General features: G+C 53.3%; 10 protein-coding genes. All 10 read left to right on the forward strand.

Features of this window, described 5'->3' with window-relative positions; all coding sequences use genetic code 11:
• Positions 1-66 precede the first annotated feature (66 nt).
• On the forward strand, positions 67-546 hold the full coding sequence (locus M0651_RS09580; protein ID WP_028598712.1) for a hypothetical protein: 480 nt from the start codon (positions 67-69) through the stop codon (positions 544-546).
• A 67-nt stretch (positions 547-613) separates the two neighbouring features.
• Entirely contained in the window at positions 614-1,006 is a 393-nt protein-coding gene (locus M0651_RS09585; RefSeq protein WP_169284785.1) for a hypothetical protein, read from the forward strand.
• Positions 1,003-1,551 carry a hypothetical protein gene (locus tag M0651_RS09590; RefSeq protein ID WP_169284784.1) on the forward strand — a complete coding sequence of 183 codons (549 nt, stop codon included), beginning with the start codon at positions 1,003-1,005 and terminating at the stop codon, positions 1,549-1,551. Before M0651_RS09585 ends, M0651_RS09590 begins: the two co-directional genes overlap by 4 nt.
• Positions 1,538-2,521, forward strand: a complete 984-nt coding sequence (locus tag M0651_RS09595) for a hypothetical protein (protein WP_169284783.1) — start codon at positions 1,538-1,540, stop codon at positions 2,519-2,521. Before M0651_RS09590 ends, M0651_RS09595 begins: the two co-directional genes overlap by 14 nt.
• Before the next feature lie 68 nt (positions 2,522-2,589).
• Positions 2,590-3,561: a DUF916 domain-containing protein gene (locus M0651_RS09600; protein ID WP_169284782.1), complete on the forward strand. Its 972-nt coding sequence runs from the start codon at positions 2,590-2,592 to the stop codon at positions 3,559-3,561.
• A gap of 183 nt (positions 3,562-3,744) precedes the next feature.
• Positions 3,745-4,800, forward strand: a complete 1,056-nt coding sequence (locus tag M0651_RS09605; RefSeq protein WP_248551616.1) for a copper amine oxidase N-terminal domain-containing protein — start codon at positions 3,745-3,747, stop codon at positions 4,798-4,800.
• Positions 4,801-8,634 carry a DUF5704 domain-containing protein gene (locus M0651_RS09610; protein ID WP_248551617.1) on the forward strand — a complete coding sequence of 1,278 codons (3,834 nt, stop codon included), beginning with the start codon at positions 4,801-4,803 and terminating at the stop codon, positions 8,632-8,634.
• A 30-nt stretch (positions 8,635-8,664) separates the two neighbouring features.
• The gene (locus tag M0651_RS09615) at positions 8,665-9,153 is read left to right on the forward strand and encodes a hypothetical protein (RefSeq protein WP_169284780.1); all 489 of its coding nucleotides are present in this window, start codon (positions 8,665-8,667) and stop codon (positions 9,151-9,153) included.
• A gap of 14 nt (positions 9,154-9,167) precedes the next feature.
• Positions 9,168-9,434, forward strand: coding sequence for a helix-turn-helix domain-containing protein (locus M0651_RS09620; protein WP_084781212.1), 267 nt, complete (start codon positions 9,168-9,170; stop codon positions 9,432-9,434).
• Between the two features lie 13 nt (positions 9,435-9,447).
• The gene (locus tag M0651_RS24275) at positions 9,448-16,677 is read left to right on the forward strand and encodes a helicase-like domain-containing protein (RefSeq protein WP_443689919.1); all 7,230 of its coding nucleotides are present in this window, start codon (positions 9,448-9,450) and stop codon (positions 16,675-16,677) included.
• Positions 16,678-16,687 lie beyond the last annotated feature (10 nt).

Genomic DNA, 16,687 nt, shown 5'->3' on the forward strand with positions numbered 1-16,687 from the left:
AGACGCTTTCCTTCATCAGCGGGAAGGCGTTTTTTTTATCCCCCCAATCAAAGGAGAGAATTGTACATGTCCAATGCGCAGAAGGCACTTGTCATGGCAGCAGGAATTTTCCTTGCCATCGCACTCATTACACTGGCTGTCGTGCTGTTTATTTCCGCCCAGGATTCGACCAAGGCGGCTCAAAGCAATTTCAGCAATATCCAGACGGAGCTTTCACAAACGGCGTTTACGGTGTATGACAATACGACGCTTTCGGGCAGTCAGGTTGTCAACGCGCTTCGCAAGTTCCGCGATCAGGACCAATTTGGCATCCAGATCGTTACCGGCAAAAACCCGACCGGTCAGTGGTACGGCAAGGTTGTCAATACCGGTGTGCCTCTGGATAGCGTCACCTACGGCGCAATCGTCGGAGCCGCACCCGGCCAGATTAGCCAGACCGTAGACGAAGCGGACATCAACTACGTTAATCCAAGCGGCAAGTTCCGCAGCACGCTGGTGCTGGACAGCAGCAATGTCATTCGCGGCATCATCTTCCGGCAGCAATAAGGTCGGATGAAGTTACGAAAGCGTCCGGCCCAGGTTGGACGCTTTCGTCATGAAGGAGGTGTAACGCATGAACTATGTGCCTAGAACGATGCTGGAGATGAGCGCAGCATTGCTCGTTTTCCTCATGGCCGCAGGAAGCGGTCTGATTTTGTTTCAGACCGGTGCCTCACTCAATTCGCTCGCCTATGTAACCGGCCAATCGCAGGATCGCAACTTGCAGCAAATCGCTGTACCGCTCTCGGGCGACGGTTCGGTATCCGGTGCGGAAGTGCTGCAAGCTATCGCTCGCCTAGATGAAGGAGATGCGGAAATGGTGGTAGACGGCATTCGATTCGCGCCGCCGCTGGAACGGGAGCAGCTTTCGTCCGCAGGCATACGTCTGAAGGGGCGATATCAGCCCGCCTATGAGCGGGACGCTTCCGGTCACTTGCAGCGCCTGACACTAAGGAGCCTGCCATGAACAGTTTGATCAAAATTTTCGCCGTATTGATCGCTATTCTGCTGCTCTACCTCTACCCGCTCTCTGCCGCCTTTGATCAGCAGGACGATATTTCGGAACTGGTTGCCTTGCGCGCGACGACAGCCTTCGTTGATGCGGTTCGGGACAAAGGCGGCATCACGCCAACGATGTATAACGAATTCATGACCGCACTTGCGGCGACCGGCAATAGCTTTGACGTTCAGATGGAGCATGACAGCAAGAAGTATGTACCGGTTTACGACGATCCGACACGGCCCGAAACCTTTAAGGGCAACTACGAGGTACAGTACGATGCGTTTTTCAATTCGCAGATCCTGCCGGTGCTGTTCCCTGACAATCGGGCAGCAAAGGATGACCCAAGCCGACGTTATCGGATGCGCGCGGGTGACAGCTTCACGGTGATTGTGCGCAATACGAACCGAACGGCAGGCACGCTGCTCTTCGATTTTCTGAATAATACCATCAGCCCAAATGAAAAAATCGTGATTCCGTATGGCGGGGTGGTGCGCAATGAAATGGATTGAATGGGCAATCGTCGGTGCGCTGTTGTTTCTCCCCCTCGCGATAGTCAACCGGAATGAGACAGATACCCTGCGACGGACGGTGCTGACAGAGATGAGATACGACGCTGCGCTGGATGCCGCGGTGGACGACGCCGCGAGGTTGCTCGTCGTTAACGCAAGCCAGCAGCAGGAAGCGCAATATGCCTCGGCCAAACATGTCGCGCTGAACAAGGAAGAAGCACTAGCGGCGTTCTACCGGACGCTGGACGCAGGCTTCGGCGCTGGGGATGATCCGGTGTCGCAAGGTGTCCTGCATCGCTACATTCCGGCTATCGTGATCATCGGGTACGACGGCTTTTACGTCTATTCCGAGCAAGAATGGACGGGGACTGACGGAAAAACCGTCATGAAACCGGCTTGGGGAACGAAGAAGCCTTATGCGTATTCCGATTCGGCGGGTAACAGCCTTTCCTTTACGCTCGACCAGCAGGTACTCGCTTACGATGCGGTCAGCCGAAGCTGGCATGAGGGCTTGCGTCAGGACATTCGGCAGCAAGCGACGATTCCGCTTTTGCAGGATGCTGCGCTCTTCGAGCAGGTACGACGAAGCACGATTGTCCGGGCGATCCAGGACGAGTTGGCCTACCGGATCAATCGATATAACGAAACGGTCTCTCGAAATGGCCTGTCCTACACGTTCACCCTGCCTCTGATCTCTGATGAGGACTGGCACAATACGGTGGATGATGTGGGCGTTTTGGCTTTTGTACAAGGTATCCCGATGGGAGCAAAGGTGTACAACAACTATGCGCTTGGCGGGAGCCGCATCGTGAAACGTCCAACGATCATCGGGGCCAGAAAAGGCAGTATGAAGGTGTACTACCGCAGTTCCTGCGGTTACACCTATCCGGCCGAAGAAACGTTTGCCAGCGGGCAAGCAGCCGCGCGCAAGGGATATATGCCCCTGCCTTGCCTCGGCTCGGCCTTCTAGCAGGAACGTAGCCTATTCGCTCATGTGAGCGATGGCAAGCGGAATAGAAGTAAAGGAGTTCATCAATCATGTGGATTCGACTGTTGCTGGCGGCAATCGTTTTTTGTATAGCCGCCGGATTTACAAACCCTATGGATGGGCAGCAACTGGTCATCAGCGGGGATTCCGACCGGATCAATCCGGAGTTGGGCGCATATGTCGAGGATATAGTACCCGGCGATAAGCGCGAGTACACGGTTCACGTCACGAATCCCACAGATGAGGAAATAACAGCGCTGCTCTATGCGGCCGATGCCATGCCCGCATTGGGCGGCGGTAAGGATTTTACTTTACCGAGCGATCCCGATACCGGTTCGGCTGCATGGTACAGGGCGCCGGATCGCAGTATAACCCTCAAGGCTGGCGAGACGCAAAGCTTTACAATGGAAATGCAGATACCTGATAGTGTGGAGCCGGGCCAGTACGTGTCCGTCATCGGCGTCTACGATCAAAGTATGAGGGAATCGGCGGCACGTAAAATCGGGTTGCGGGTCGTCCTCAACTACAAGTTGGACGAAGCGAAGCCTCCTGAGGCTGTCCCGCACGCAGCCGTATACACGCTGGAGAACGGAAAAGCGAGCTTGACGATTTTGCTGGTCAATGAAGGCGAAAGCTTGTCCGAACCGGAGATCGAGGTGCAGCTCAAACAGCAGGACGATGTCAGCGAGCTTTTGATTGAAAGGAAATCAACGGTTGATTCCATTTATGCAGGCACGGTCGCACAGTACATGGCGGAGCTAAACAGGCCGCTTTCTCCCGGTTCTTACACGGTGGAAGTGAAGACTACGCTGGGTAACCGTATAGAACAGAAGGAATTCCCTTTTGAAGTAACGGACGGTCGGACTATGCCATCAGGAACCGTGATTCAGGCTACTGGGGACGGTTCTCCGCTTCATGAAGGTTCATTTGGACTGCGCCCATCCTGCGTCTACGGGAGCTCGCTGCTGATTCTTGTCATCGTCGTTGTTGTTATAAGAAGAAGAGCTTCACGCACGGAATAACGAGCGGCTCCTGGTTCCTGCTGAGGAGAGGCTACCGGACAGTGGACAGGCAACAGAATCGGCACTATGATGTAGGCAACAGAAAGTTTTTCCAGTTTCGCACATTTTCTTTAGGGAGTGAGGCATTTGAAAAGAAGGTTAGTATCCCTCCTCATTGTGACACTTTTCGGAAGTATATTCAGTTTGACGGCAAGCGCAGCCAGTAAACCGCCAACCTTTGTCAGCGTCGTCATGGACGGCCAAAAAATCTGGTTTCCAGACGCGCAGGCGTTTATTGATGAGAACGGGCGAACGCTCGTCCCGGTACGCTTTGTCGCCGAATCGCTCGGAGCGAAAGTCGGCTGGGAATCGAAAACACAAACGGTTCCGATTACGAGTGACGATCAATCTATCGTTCTGACGATTGACCAAAATGTTGTGCAGGTAGATGGCAAAGCGGTCACTTTGGATACGAAAGCCATCCTGAGCGGCGGTCGAACGTTTGTGCCGCTCCGTTTCGTCAGCGAGGTATTGGGTGCGAAGGTGGATTGGGACAATCCGACAGACACCGTGTTTATCAAGGCCAGCGAAGATAGCACGGCGCAGACCGACCAATGGGGGCGCTTGATACGCACGACCGACTTACCGAAGAATGCGAGCGATTATCCATACATTCTTGCGGACGTTCCGAACGAAATGTACGAGATGGGCTATCCATTTTCGCATCCAACAGACAGCAAAGTTTCATCCGTCCTTTATTCGACGAAGCCGGAATTCAACAAGAAGAACGTGGATATTTGGATGGGAAGACTGAAAGCATTCGGTGTGCTTTGGCTGAATGTAAATTACAACACGATTGATGACGCGTGGGCGCAGGCGGTTTTTGCTACCAAAATGCAAAACTCTGATGCCGAACTGAAGCATATTCGCCGCTACGCAGAATGGGTCAAAGAGAACCAAATCCAGATGGAAGGCTATCTTGATCCCGAGCCATCCATGATTTATAAAGATGGGTTTGGCAACAACTTTGTGCGATCCAAGTTCAGGATTAAATTCGTCTCGTACAAGGCAAGCAATGACTTGCTTTACGATGAGTGGTTCCCGAAAAAACAAACGTTTGAGAAAGGTGTTTGGTACGAAGGCTACGCCGATATTTCTCTATCCACTAATGTAGGCGGCGATTGGGGAAATACGTTGAAGGTCGATCCGAATGCAAGTTTGTTCCGCAATCATATCATTAGAAAGGCGGACTCGAACTAGATGCGCAAACCTAAATTCATACGAATCACGTTGAGCATGCTGCTGGCATGCTCTTTTTTATTGTCGTGCTTTCCGTTTCTTACGAATGCCGCGACACCGGCTGTCCGGGTAGATGAGGGTAAGATCAAATTTGAAATCACTAGCACAGCAGCAACCTCGTCCATCCGCTACAGAACGGTAGGTTGGACGGTGCGTCGTGACCAACTCTGCACGAATACATCATCCAAACAGTGCAGTGATCCGCGTAACGGCAGTCACGCATCATTTGTCAATCAACAGGTGCGTCAAGTCGCGCAAAATCCGAACCCCCCAATTCCCGGAGAGCCGGTCACGACCTACTACGAAGTCAGTGAAGATTTAGTAACGGACGGCATGTGGCAAGCAGGCATGGGAGACATCAAGGACAACGACGACCTGTACTTGTACGCAATCATGGTTTCCGTCGATGGCAATGGAAACGTGCGCAAAGGCCCATTTTACACGTTAGAAGGAATCAAGAACGCTGAACCTTGGGCGCACCCGGATGATCTCGATGATTACTTTGGGATTCACGTCCCCTATCGCAGCGCGAATTTTCCTGTCGATGTCGTTGCGAAAACCGTGGGAGGAACGATCCTCAAGCAGCCTGAGGTCACGTTCCATAAGGGTGACTACAAAGTCGGCGAGACGATCAACCACGAGTTTCCTGCGACGATTGAGGATAACGGGAAAACGTACAGTATTGTCCGCTCCTACCTATCGCCGAAGAAGGACCTAACGCAGAAAAGCTGGTTACAGGAAAATCCGGATACAAATCCGAAGGTGCGAACGCGAAGCTTCACGGCGGCGCTTGGCGGAACGGACGCGATTGCCGAATACGCTGAAAATAACCCGGTAAAGGCGATCTATCAAAAGGAAGATGGTACGAAGCTCAAGGAAGTCGACAAAGGCGTCTACGAGACTGGAGAGGAAGTGAACTATACGTTTGATCCGCAGCTCACATCTGGCGGCCAGACCTATGAAATTGTTCGCACATATATCACAAACAACAAGAAGCCGGATGAGAAGCTATTCATACAAGAAAAAGGCGACGCGAAGCTGCTCGAACGCTCCATCTTGGTTGGCTCTGGCGGCTCCAATTTCGTCGGCATCTATAAAATTCCTTCCCCGATTACCGTGACCTCCCGTATCGACGCACCAGATAACGTCGAGGCTTCAGTTACCACGGTTGATGGGAATTTTGTATTTGAAGCGAAGTCACCCGTGCCGCTCAAAACGTATGAGATCACAAAAATAGAGAACGCAACATTCGTTACGCCTAACGATAAGTCCGGCTCACTCAGCGGGCTGACGGCAAGTAAATCGCTGCCGATCAAAATTCCATTCACATCCGGCTCCAGCATTACCGTCAAAATCACGGTCGTCGTGAAAGATGCTAATGGTAACAGCGGAGATTCCACCTCGGATCACACCGTACGCAAAGGCGACAGTGACGGCGGCGATACCTCGTTACCTGGCACGAGCCAGCAAGTCGAGGCGATGGATGCCACGGCATCGGCGATCATAAAGGCGGATTCTCGCGGCGCTGAACGATTTGACGTTTTAAAGGGAATACCGACCTCTGAAAGCCTTTATGTTAACGCGAGCGCCAAAGCGTATTTGTATCGCAACACGTTCACAGAAGTGAAAGGCTCGAAATCGTATCCGATTACAGTCAGTCGCACCTATACGCTGAGATGGACGGAATATGTTCCCGGCCCGCCGGATAGCGAAGGTCATTCGACCACGATTCCGGTATCCCGATCCGACACGCAAACGGTCACCCAAAGCTACAGTGTGGAACGAAAGTACAGCTATTGGCTGGTAGACCGTTTGGAAGTGTACGGCTTACAGAAGGCGACAGTCGCCAACTATGCCCTGCCCTCCGGTTCGGTAACGCTGCAAGCAAACGGGTATACCGCACCGTCTGTTTCCGCCACCCATGATGCAGCGGTCTCGTCCCATATTACGGACCCGGTGTATCGCAACGTTGTGCTTTCCGGTCAAACGGTTTACGGCGGCTCCAGTAGACCTTCGGTTCCAAGCGAGAACTGGAAGTCAGAGGCTGAAAATGCGGTCGGGAAAATCAAGGTCAAGAACGACACGGTCGTCTTTAATGGACAAACGATCATGGACAATCGGACGGTGGAGGAAACGGCTCCTGCTCCGGGGGCGATTCCCGCATCTCCCATGATCGGTCAGGATGTTTTATATGGTTCGGGATTTGTCATCGATGCGACTAAAACGAACAAGGGGAGCCAGCCAAGCACGGGGACGATTTATTATACGCTGGTCAAGGGCATCGGAGGCGGGTCGAACCAAAGCTTCCCGATCAACGGCATCAATCCGGTGACGGTGCATACCCCCGTCGTCAATCTGGCATCTGTAGCCGACGATCAGGCGCACAATCAGAAAACGGTGCCGACAGCCGATCGTTCGGCGCTTATTCTGGATCGCTCCTTTACCGTGACGATTCCTACCAGCGGGCCGCACCGAGACATTATCGGCTACGGCAATCGGGACTATGCCAAATATGTGCGAGACAAGCAGGTAAGGTTCCCATTCGATGTATACAAGGCTGACCACGCAACGTTGATTCCGAAGGACACCTGGACTTCGATTCCTGTCGGCCAGCTTACAACCACTTTTTACATGCCCGTTTGGGTAGATGAGGGAAATTATGATGTACTATTCCGAACGTTTGCCGAAAACAGTCCGGCTTCATTCACATCACAAAGTAATGCCAATTTGGACTTAACTAATCATGTGGCGACGCAAGTTGTGGCGGTTGAGGTTATTGGCCGTCTGTTCGACTTCCGAATTACCGATGTTGCCGACTACCAGTGGGAAAAGGTGTTCAGAACGGCGGCAGGCAGTGCGACGCCGACCGGAAATAGCTATTGGGTTGGTACAAAAGGTATCGACGGCGCGACGCGCGGCAATACGGCCCCTTACGTGCTGCCGATTCGGCCCGGCAGTCACCCGGAGAGCGGAAAGAAAAATGTTGTTGTAAAAACAGGCTATCACTTCAAATTTGAGGTCAAAACGCTCGGCAACATGTTCAGCGCGGGCGACGGGATTAAAATCACGCCTACCTTTTATTTCGTTGACAAGCAGGGCAAAAACCGACAACAGGTGGACTTGTACTATCATTCGGGAACCAAGCGGTTTATTCGGATCGGCTCCACGGAAGACACCGAGCAGCGGCTGGTGACGCTTGATACCCGTATGCGCAATGTGTCGCAGCAGGAGTTATCCAATACTGCCAGTTCACTTTGGAGGGTGAATGGTTCTTCTGGCAGTCAGACATCGTATGTACAGCAGTATTTGAAGGAAGCGGCGCAAAAGCGGATTTACGTCGGCGGCTACGACGGAATGTTACTTCCTTCGCAGCTTCGGATGTTTATCGGCAGTATGCAGGTGCCGTCCGGCATTGATACTGCACGAGCTAATGCCTCGGTGCAGCGCTGGTTTGGCGAGTATAGCCTTCCCGCTGCTCCCTATGCAGTGCCAGCAGGCATGAATCTGGCCGAGTACGGACGTACCCACCGGTTGGACGACAATGCGCCGATCTTCCTGCGTGACGGCTATTTTGTAGTCAATTTTGACATCGAAACCATTCGCAATAAGGACATTGCTCACCCGCATTTGCAGTATAAAAATGCGCCGCTGGACAACCAGTGGCAGATGGAAGGTTTTCAGCGCAGTTTTGTCGATCCTTACGGGGGGATGTTCTCTTTGCTAGACGGGGACGTTGTGTTTTATCACGCCGACTTGTCTAGCTACGACGATTTTGGTACGGGCGGCACCCATTAAAGACAGCATATCGTTTGGGAGGAAAAGAGCATGATTGAGAAGTTGAAGATTGCCACATCTGAGGATGAGGCTTATTTTTATTCCGCCTCCATCGAGAAGGATACAGAACGCGGTTGTATTGGGCATGTGCGCGGTGATTTCGGCAAAGATGGGGAGGCATTCTGGGCGACTTGGTTCGAACATATCTCTTCGTTGAAAACTCCTGATTTTCGGGAGGAGCTTGGAGCGGTCATTCAAGCGTTGACGGAACAGGGGCTGCTTCAAAACCGCAGTGGCATGCACGATTTTTGTATAAAACATCCAGAGGCCCGTCTACCAAGCGCACGGCACAGCGATGTCTATGGCTTTTGTTTACAGACGGCAAAGCATCGTTACTATCTGCGATGCTTTCCGCGTGCCGGCGACTATAACTTCTATTTATATTGCTTTGCCCGGCCGGAGCGAATGAATGAATTTTCGTCGCCCCTCCATTCCCCTTCATCGGCACCACTAAAGCAGAAGTCTGAACTGGAACGATAGGAGGATGCACTTCTATGAATGATCTTGCCCGTTACCGGTTGCTGACCGGAGCATCTATTCCCCCTGCAGCGAAGCTGCTGTACAGCTATTTGTTGGATCGTGCAGGCGGGCGAAACGGCGCGGTACTGCTTTCGTCCAGGCGACTTGCGTCAGAGGTGGGTCTTTCCACTTCTGCTGTGCGTCGCAACCTACATCGGCTTCAGCAAAATGGACTTATTCGGCTCACGCCAAGATATTCCGAGGAAGGCATTCGTCTGACGAACCAAATTACCTTCGTATAAGGAGGTGCGACCGGTGACAGCAAAGTTACAGCGAATCGCCGAGCTTGCCGCGAGTACGGCCCACGCGGTTTCAGATCATCCCGAGCGCTGGGCCGATTTTTTACGGACGGCAGCCTGGAACTACAAGTATCCGTTTCAGGATCAACTGTTGATCTACGCGCAGCGTCCAGATGCTACAGCCTGCGCGGCGATTGAAATCTGGAACAATCGGTTGAACCGGTGGGTAAAGCGCGGCGCAAAAGGCATCGCGTTGATCGAGGATCGGGGCAGTCATTTGGGGTTGCGTCATGTCTTCGATGTGTCAGATACGCAGAGCCGAAGCCGACAAACCGTCCCCCTGTGGCGCATGGAGGTGCCGGACACGGAGGCTGTCATTGAAACGCTGGAAAATGCGTTTGGCAGTGAATCGGGATCGGGGATGGAACTGGTTGACGCGCTGTTGTCCGCTGCCCGAAACGCGGTGGAGGATCATAGCGCCGATTACGTGCGGATGCTGCTCACCGAACGCGACAGCAGCCTGCTGGAAGAACTGGATGAGCCGCATGTAGAACTGCTGTTCAGGGAAGCCGCACAATACGCGGTCGCCTTTATGGCGCTGACACGCTGCGGTTTGGAACCCTCCCATTACATCAGCGTTGACGATCTGTCCGGCGTCGGCTATTTCAATACGCTCCCTGCGCTCTCTCATTTGGGCGCGGCGATCAGCGACGTAGCTGAAACCATGCTGCGTGAGATTGAATCCACCGTCCGGGCGATGCGCCGCGATGAGCAGCGAAAAAAAGAGCGTCAGGCCAGCCGTACCGTTGCAAGGCCAGAATCCTTGCCGCAAAATGAAGCTAAAGCACGCGAAAGGATGATGAAACATGGAACTGACCTACACGCCGAACGGGGATTACCTCCTGCCCGACCTGACGATGGCCGATCCGATGAGGTTCGGGAAATATGGGATGTTGCGCAAGACGTTTCTCAAGGACCAACGGAGGGGAACCTACGCCCATCTGATGCTGTCGGAGCAGTTGAATCAGCATCTGGCGGACATCGACCGGACAGCGCGGGAGCAGATCGACCTGACGATGCAGGAACTGATCCGGCAGTATCCAGCACCGGAGAAGGCGACCGACCCGATGGGCTGGATGGGTCACATGAACAGCCTGAAGCAACAGGCCGAGGAACTGATTCTCGCAGAGTTGATTTATCACTAAAATGGTACGACCGGGAAACGGAGGACAGAAGTCTTCCGTTTTTTCATGACCAGACGGTCATCAACGACATGCTCCGCGCTGCACCGCTTTCAGAGAGCAAGGCAGCTATAGAAGCATTTTACGGCATACATGAGGACAATCGGGAACGAACGCTGTATATACGCAACTTGTTCCCAGCAGGAATCACCGAGTTGACACTAGCCGACGGCACGCAAGCCGGATTTGAGCCGTACCTCAACGTGTTGCGTCTTTGGACAGGCACGGCAGAACGCAAGACGGCGCAGAGCTTTTACGATTGGTCGGTTATTGCCGGGCATATCGACAGCATGATCATCCTTAACGAGTTTGATCCTGCTCGAAAGTCGATGCCTTCTATTCAGCAACAGACCTTATGGGTGGAACAAGCGGAGAGCGATAAAGCCTCCGCTTTTTCACTTCCACAAGCTGCAATCGACACCGTTCTGCAAAACGGCAGCGGCATTGAGAACGGGAAACTTCGCGTTGCGCTCTTTTTCCAACAGTCGTTATCCGCGCAAGAAAACGCGGATTTTCTGAAACGGGAATATGGCACTGGCGGACGCCTTTCTGCCTTGATCGGCACGGATATTCATGAAAATCACGATAGTAAGGGGATTACGCTGACACGCGGTTCCATTATGAACCCGAATGTACGGGTTGTGTTGCCGTGGATCAAGGTACAGAAGCGTATCGGTGAGTTGCTGGCAGCAGGTCGCTACCTGAACCGTCAGGAAGAAGAGCGATTGCCTGCTTATGCCGAGCAACAGGAGGAGCAGCGCAGGCAACGAATATCGGAAACAACGGAACACATCCAACCGCTATCCGAATGGCAATCGAATGAATCACAGCAAATACAAACACCCAATCGGGTTCATGCGCATTATGCCTATGCCGAGGGCAGCAAAGTCTTTATCGGTGCGGATGAATTCGAAATTGCGCAACTGGAGCCGCGAAAGGTTGTGCTGCAGAACGTTCAATTTCCGTTATTCATGCAGGAAATGAACCGCCGGGATTTCGAACGCATGCTGCGCGAGAATCCACTGAACGATCATCTAATTTCCGGCCAGCAGGAATTGGATTCGGAACATGCGGAATGGGATATGGAACCGGTGGACGAACCGGAGCAAGCGACACAAGCAGACGAGGACAGGATATCTCTCGGCACTTCTTCTCCTGCCACGCCCGAGAACCAACTTGAATCGACTACAGCCAGCAACTACCGGATTACGAATAACGATTTGGGACACGGCGGAGCGAAAACCAAGTACAAATGGAACGTGGAAGCCATTCGGCTGCTCGGGCAACTGGAGAAGGATAACCGTCAGGCGACAGTGGATGAACAAACCGTGCTTGCCCGCTATGTTGGTTGGGGCGGGATTCCACAGGCATTCGATGAAGGAAATCCACAATGGGGAACGGAGTATGCGGAACTGCGAGATTTACTGGACCCGGAGGAATATGAGTCTGCCCGTGCCTCCACGTTGAATGCGCATTACACCTCTCCAATCGTCATCAAGGCGATGTACGAATGCCTGGAGAGGATGGGCTTCCGTAGCGGTAATATTTTGGAGCCGTCTTGCGGCATCGGCAATTTTTTCGGTCTATTGCCGGAGTCATTTCAGGACGCTCGGCTGTTTGGCGTGGAGTTGGACAGCATCACCGGGCGCATCGCGCGGCAGCTTTACCCACAAGTATCGATTGCTGTCAGCGGCTACGAGCAGACCAGCTTGCCGGACAGTTTTTTTGACCTCGCGGTTGGCAACGTGCCGTTCGGCAGCTACGGCGTGGCCGACAAAAAATACGATAAGCACAAGTTTCTGATTCACGACTACTTTTTTGCGAAGACGCTGGATAAGGTTCGTCCAGGCGGGATTGTCGCCTTCATTACGTCGAAAGGGACGATGGACAAACAAAACCCAACCGTCCGAAAATACATCGCGGAACGGGCCGCGCTGCTCGGCGCGGTGCGTCTGCCTAGCAATGCGTTCCTGGCGAATGCCGGAACCGAAGTGACCGCCGACATTTTGTTTTTGCAAAAACGGGACCGGATGGTGGCTGTCAGCGAGCAAACCGAGGAATGGCTTTCGCTCGGCGTTACGGCAGAGGATGTGCCGGTGAATAGCTACTTTGCAGCCCGCCCCGAAATGGTGCTTGGTACGATGGCCTACGATGACCGGATGTACGGCAATCAACAGGAAACGACCTGCCGGCCCTACCCGGACGCTCCTTTGGACGAGCTTTTGCGTGAGGCACTGACGAACATCCATGCGGAGTGGGTCGAGTTGGAACGGGAGGAACAGCCGGAGGAGGAAGAGGTCTCCCTGCTTGCCGACCCGTCCGTTCGTAATTTCAGCTTTGCGCTGGTCGAGGGACGAATCTATTTTCGGGAAAACAGCCGGATGCGGCCGGTTGAAACATCAGCAACTGCGGCGGGTCGTATCAAGGGCATGATTCAGCTTCGGGACACGGTGCGCGAACTGATCGAATACCAGACCGAGGATTACAGCGACGAAGCGATAAGGGAGCAGCAGCGCAAGCTGGATACGCAATATGAACGGTTCACAGCGCAATACGGCCTGATTAACAGTCGCGCCAATAGCCTTGCCTTTTCGGATGACAGCTCGTACTTCCTTCTCTGTTCGTTGGAAGTCATAGATGAGGAAGGACGGTTGCTACGTAAGGCGGATATGTTCACGAAGCGTACCATTCGGCAACGAGCCAACATCAAACAGGTGGATACGGCCTCGGAGGCGCTGGCGGTTTCCATCGGTACGAAAGCTCGCGTCGATCTGCCGTATATGGCAGAGTTGACCGGACTCGCGCAGGAACAGCTTGTGCAGGAGCTTCGCGGCGTGATCTTCCCGAATCCTGAGAATCTGGACGAAGAAGGACAACCGACCTACGAAACAGCGGATGCGTATTTATCGGGCAATGTGCGTGAAAAGCTGCGCGCTGCCAAACAGTTTGCGGCCTATGACACCGAGCGGTACGCTGAAAATGTTAGAGCGCTGGAAGCCGTGCAGCCGAAGGACTTGGACGCTTCCGAGATTGATGTGCGACTGGGCGCAACCTGGCTGCCGCCGGAAGTCATTCGGGCATTCATTTTCGAACTGGTGGATACGCCGTATATGTACCAAACCTCCATCAATGTGATGTATTCTGGCTACACAGCAGCCTGGAACGTCAAAGGCAAAAGCGATGATCGCAGTAACAATATTAAGGCTAATGTCACCTATGGTACGAATCGCATCAATGCGTACAAAATTCTCGAAGACACGCTGAATCTGCGGGATGTAAGAATTTTCGATACGGCCGTTGAGAACGGTGTGGAAAAGCGGGTGCTGAACAAGCAGGAAACGGCTATCGCACAGCAAAAGCAGGAAGCCATGAAGGAAGCGTTTCGAGACTGGATATGGCAAGATCCGCAGCGCCGGGAGCAGCTCACGCGACTGTACAATGATCGGTTCAATTCCATCCGTCCGCGCGAATATGATGGAAGTCATATCCGCTTCACCGGGATGAATCCGGAAATCCGGTTGCGGCAGCATCAGGTCAATGCGGTTGCCCGCACGCTCTACGGCGGCAATTCCCTGTTCGCCCATTGCGTCGGCGCGGGCAAAACCTTTGCAATGACCGCCGCGGCTATGGAAAGCAAGCATTTGGGCCTGTGCAACAAAAGCATGCTGGTTGTTCCTAATCATCTGACCGAGCAATGGGCAGCGGAATTTTTGATGCTCTATCCGTCCGCGAACGTGCTGGTCGCCACCAAGAAGGATTTTGAAACGAAGAACCGGAAGACGTTCTGCGCACGGATTGCCACCGGCGATTACGACGCGATTATTATCGGCCACTCGCAATTTGAAAAAATTCCGATCTCGGCGGAGCGCCAGCGGCAGCAGCTTTACGAGCAAATATCCGAAATCACAAGCGGCATCCGCGAGCTAAAGGAAGCCAAGGGCGAGCGGTACGCCATCAAGCAGCTTGAGCGGACAAAGAAGACGCTGCAGGTCAAGCTGGAGAAGCTGAGCGACGCGAGCCGTAAGGATGATGTGGTCACCTTCGAGGAACTCGGCATAGATCGATTGTTCGTCGACGAAGCAGACTCGTATAAAAATCTGTTCCTTTATACGAAAATGCGCAACGTCGCCGGGCTGTCGCAAACCGAAGCGCAGAAGTCGTCGGACATGTTTGCCAAGTGCCGCTATTTGGATGAATTGACCGAAGGACGGGGCATTATTTTTGCCACGGGTACGCCGATCTCCAACTCCATCACCGAGATGTACACGATGCAGCGCTACTTGCAATACGAGCGGCTACGCGGGCAAGGCTTGCAGCACTTTGATTCGTGGGCTTCGACATTTGGCGAAACAGTTACCGCCATCGAATTGGCACCAGAAGGAACGGGCTATCGCGCGAAAACGCGGTTTGCCCGTTTTTATAATTTGCCGGAGCTGATGAACGTTTTTAAGGAAGTGGCGGACATTCAGACGGCGGATATGCTCCAGCTTCCGGTTCCCAAAGCCTACTTCCACAACGTCGCTGTGCCGCCGAGCGATTTTCAGCGTGAGATGGTCGCGGATCTCGCCAGCCGCGCCGAACAGGTGAGAGCGAAGCGAGTAGAGCCGCATGAAGACAACATGCTCAAGATCACCAACGACGGACGCAAGCTGGCCCTCGATCAACGGCTGGCAAACGCCATGCTACCCGATGACGAAGGCAGTAAGGTAAGCGCTTGCGCGGATAACGTCTATCAGAAATGGGCCGATAGTCGTGAGCAGCGGCTCGCGCAACTGGTCTTTTGCGACCTTTCTATCCCTAAGCAAGACGGAACCTTTAATGTGTACGACGAGCTGCGGCGAAAACTGACGGAGAAAGGCGTTCCGGCAGAGGAGATCGCCTTTATTCACGACGCCAACACAGAAGTGAAGAAGAAAGAATTGTTTGCGAAAGTACGAACGGGGCAGGTTCGGGTGCTGCTTGGATCGACGTTTAAGATGGGCGCGGGAACGAACGTTCAAACCAAGTTGATCGCGCTTCATGACCTCGATTGTCCGTGGCGACCACGCGACCTGGAGCAGCGCAGCGGGCGGATTATTCGGCAAGGCAACCAGAACCGCGAGGTTCACATCTTCCGTTATGTTACAGAGAACACGTTCGACGCTTATCTTTATCAAACGCTGGAGAACAAGCAGCGGTTTATCTCGCAGATTATGACCAGCAAATCGCCGGTACGGTCTGCCGAGGATATTGATGAGACGGCGTTGTCCTATGCCGAGGTTAAAGCGCTGGCGACCGGTAATCCGTACATCAAGGAGAAGATGGACCTCGACATTCAAGTGTCGAAGCTCAAGCTGCTCAAGGCCAATCATTTAAGCCAGCGATATGCGCTGGAGGATCGGCTGCTCAAAATGCTGCCGCAACAAATTAAGTCAACGGAGGAACGTATTGCCGGGTATGAGCAGGACGTGGCCTTGTTCATGCGCACCCAAGTGTCGGATAAGGCTAGCAGCGACGATTCCCGTTTTCCCGGTATGACCATCAAAGATTTTACGTATACGGAACGCGCTTCGGCGGGCGCAGCGCTATTAGAAGCCTGCAAGGGCATGACCTCTCCCGATCCGCAGGAAGCAGGCAGTTACATGGGCTTTTCTTTATGGCTATCGTTTGATAGCTTTGCAAAGGAATACAAAGTGACACTGCGCGGCGCTTTGGGCCATACGATTACGTTAGGACCGGATGCAGGTGGCAATATGAGTCGAATAAACAATACCTTGTCGGATTTGCCGAATAAGCTCGCTTATTGCCGTGAGCAGCTCGCAACACTCAAGCAACAGATGGTAACGGCGAAGGAGCAGATCGAGGCACCGTTCAAGCAAGAGCAGGAACTGCAAACCAAGTCCGCGCGGCTCGCGGAGTTAAATGTGCTGCTGAACATGGACAAACGGGAAAACGAAGCCGTGGACAGCGTGTCGGATGAAGAACCGGAAGCACCCGAACGGCGGGTTGCGGATCGAGAGCGATAGCAGCAATGGA

Source organism: Paenibacillus mellifer (assembly GCF_023195895.1).
GTDB lineage: Bacteria > Bacillota > Bacilli > Paenibacillales > Paenibacillaceae > Fontibacillus > Fontibacillus mellifer.

What these genes read in the sequence shown, in the direction of transcription:
- M0651_RS09580 (WP_028598712.1), top strand. Translation starts at nt 67, where the DNA reads ATGTCCAATGCGCAGAAGGCACTTGTCATGGCAGCAGGAATTTTCCTT.
- M0651_RS09585 (WP_169284785.1), top strand. Translation starts at nt 614, where the DNA reads ATGAACTATGTGCCTAGAACGATGCTGGAGATGAGCGCAGCATTGCTC.
- M0651_RS09590 (WP_169284784.1), top strand. Translation starts at nt 1,003, where the DNA reads ATGAACAGTTTGATCAAAATTTTCGCCGTATTGATCGCTATTCTGCTG.
- M0651_RS09595 (WP_169284783.1), top strand. Translation starts at nt 1,538, where the DNA reads ATGAAATGGATTGAATGGGCAATCGTCGGTGCGCTGTTGTTTCTCCCC.
- M0651_RS09600 (WP_169284782.1), top strand. Translation starts at nt 2,590, where the DNA reads ATGTGGATTCGACTGTTGCTGGCGGCAATCGTTTTTTGTATAGCCGCC.
- M0651_RS09610 (WP_248551617.1), top strand. Translation starts at nt 4,801, where the DNA reads ATGCGCAAACCTAAATTCATACGAATCACGTTGAGCATGCTGCTGGCA.
- M0651_RS09615 (WP_169284780.1), top strand. Translation starts at nt 8,665, where the DNA reads ATGATTGAGAAGTTGAAGATTGCCACATCTGAGGATGAGGCTTATTTT.
- M0651_RS09620 (WP_084781212.1), top strand. Translation starts at nt 9,168, where the DNA reads ATGAATGATCTTGCCCGTTACCGGTTGCTGACCGGAGCATCTATTCCC.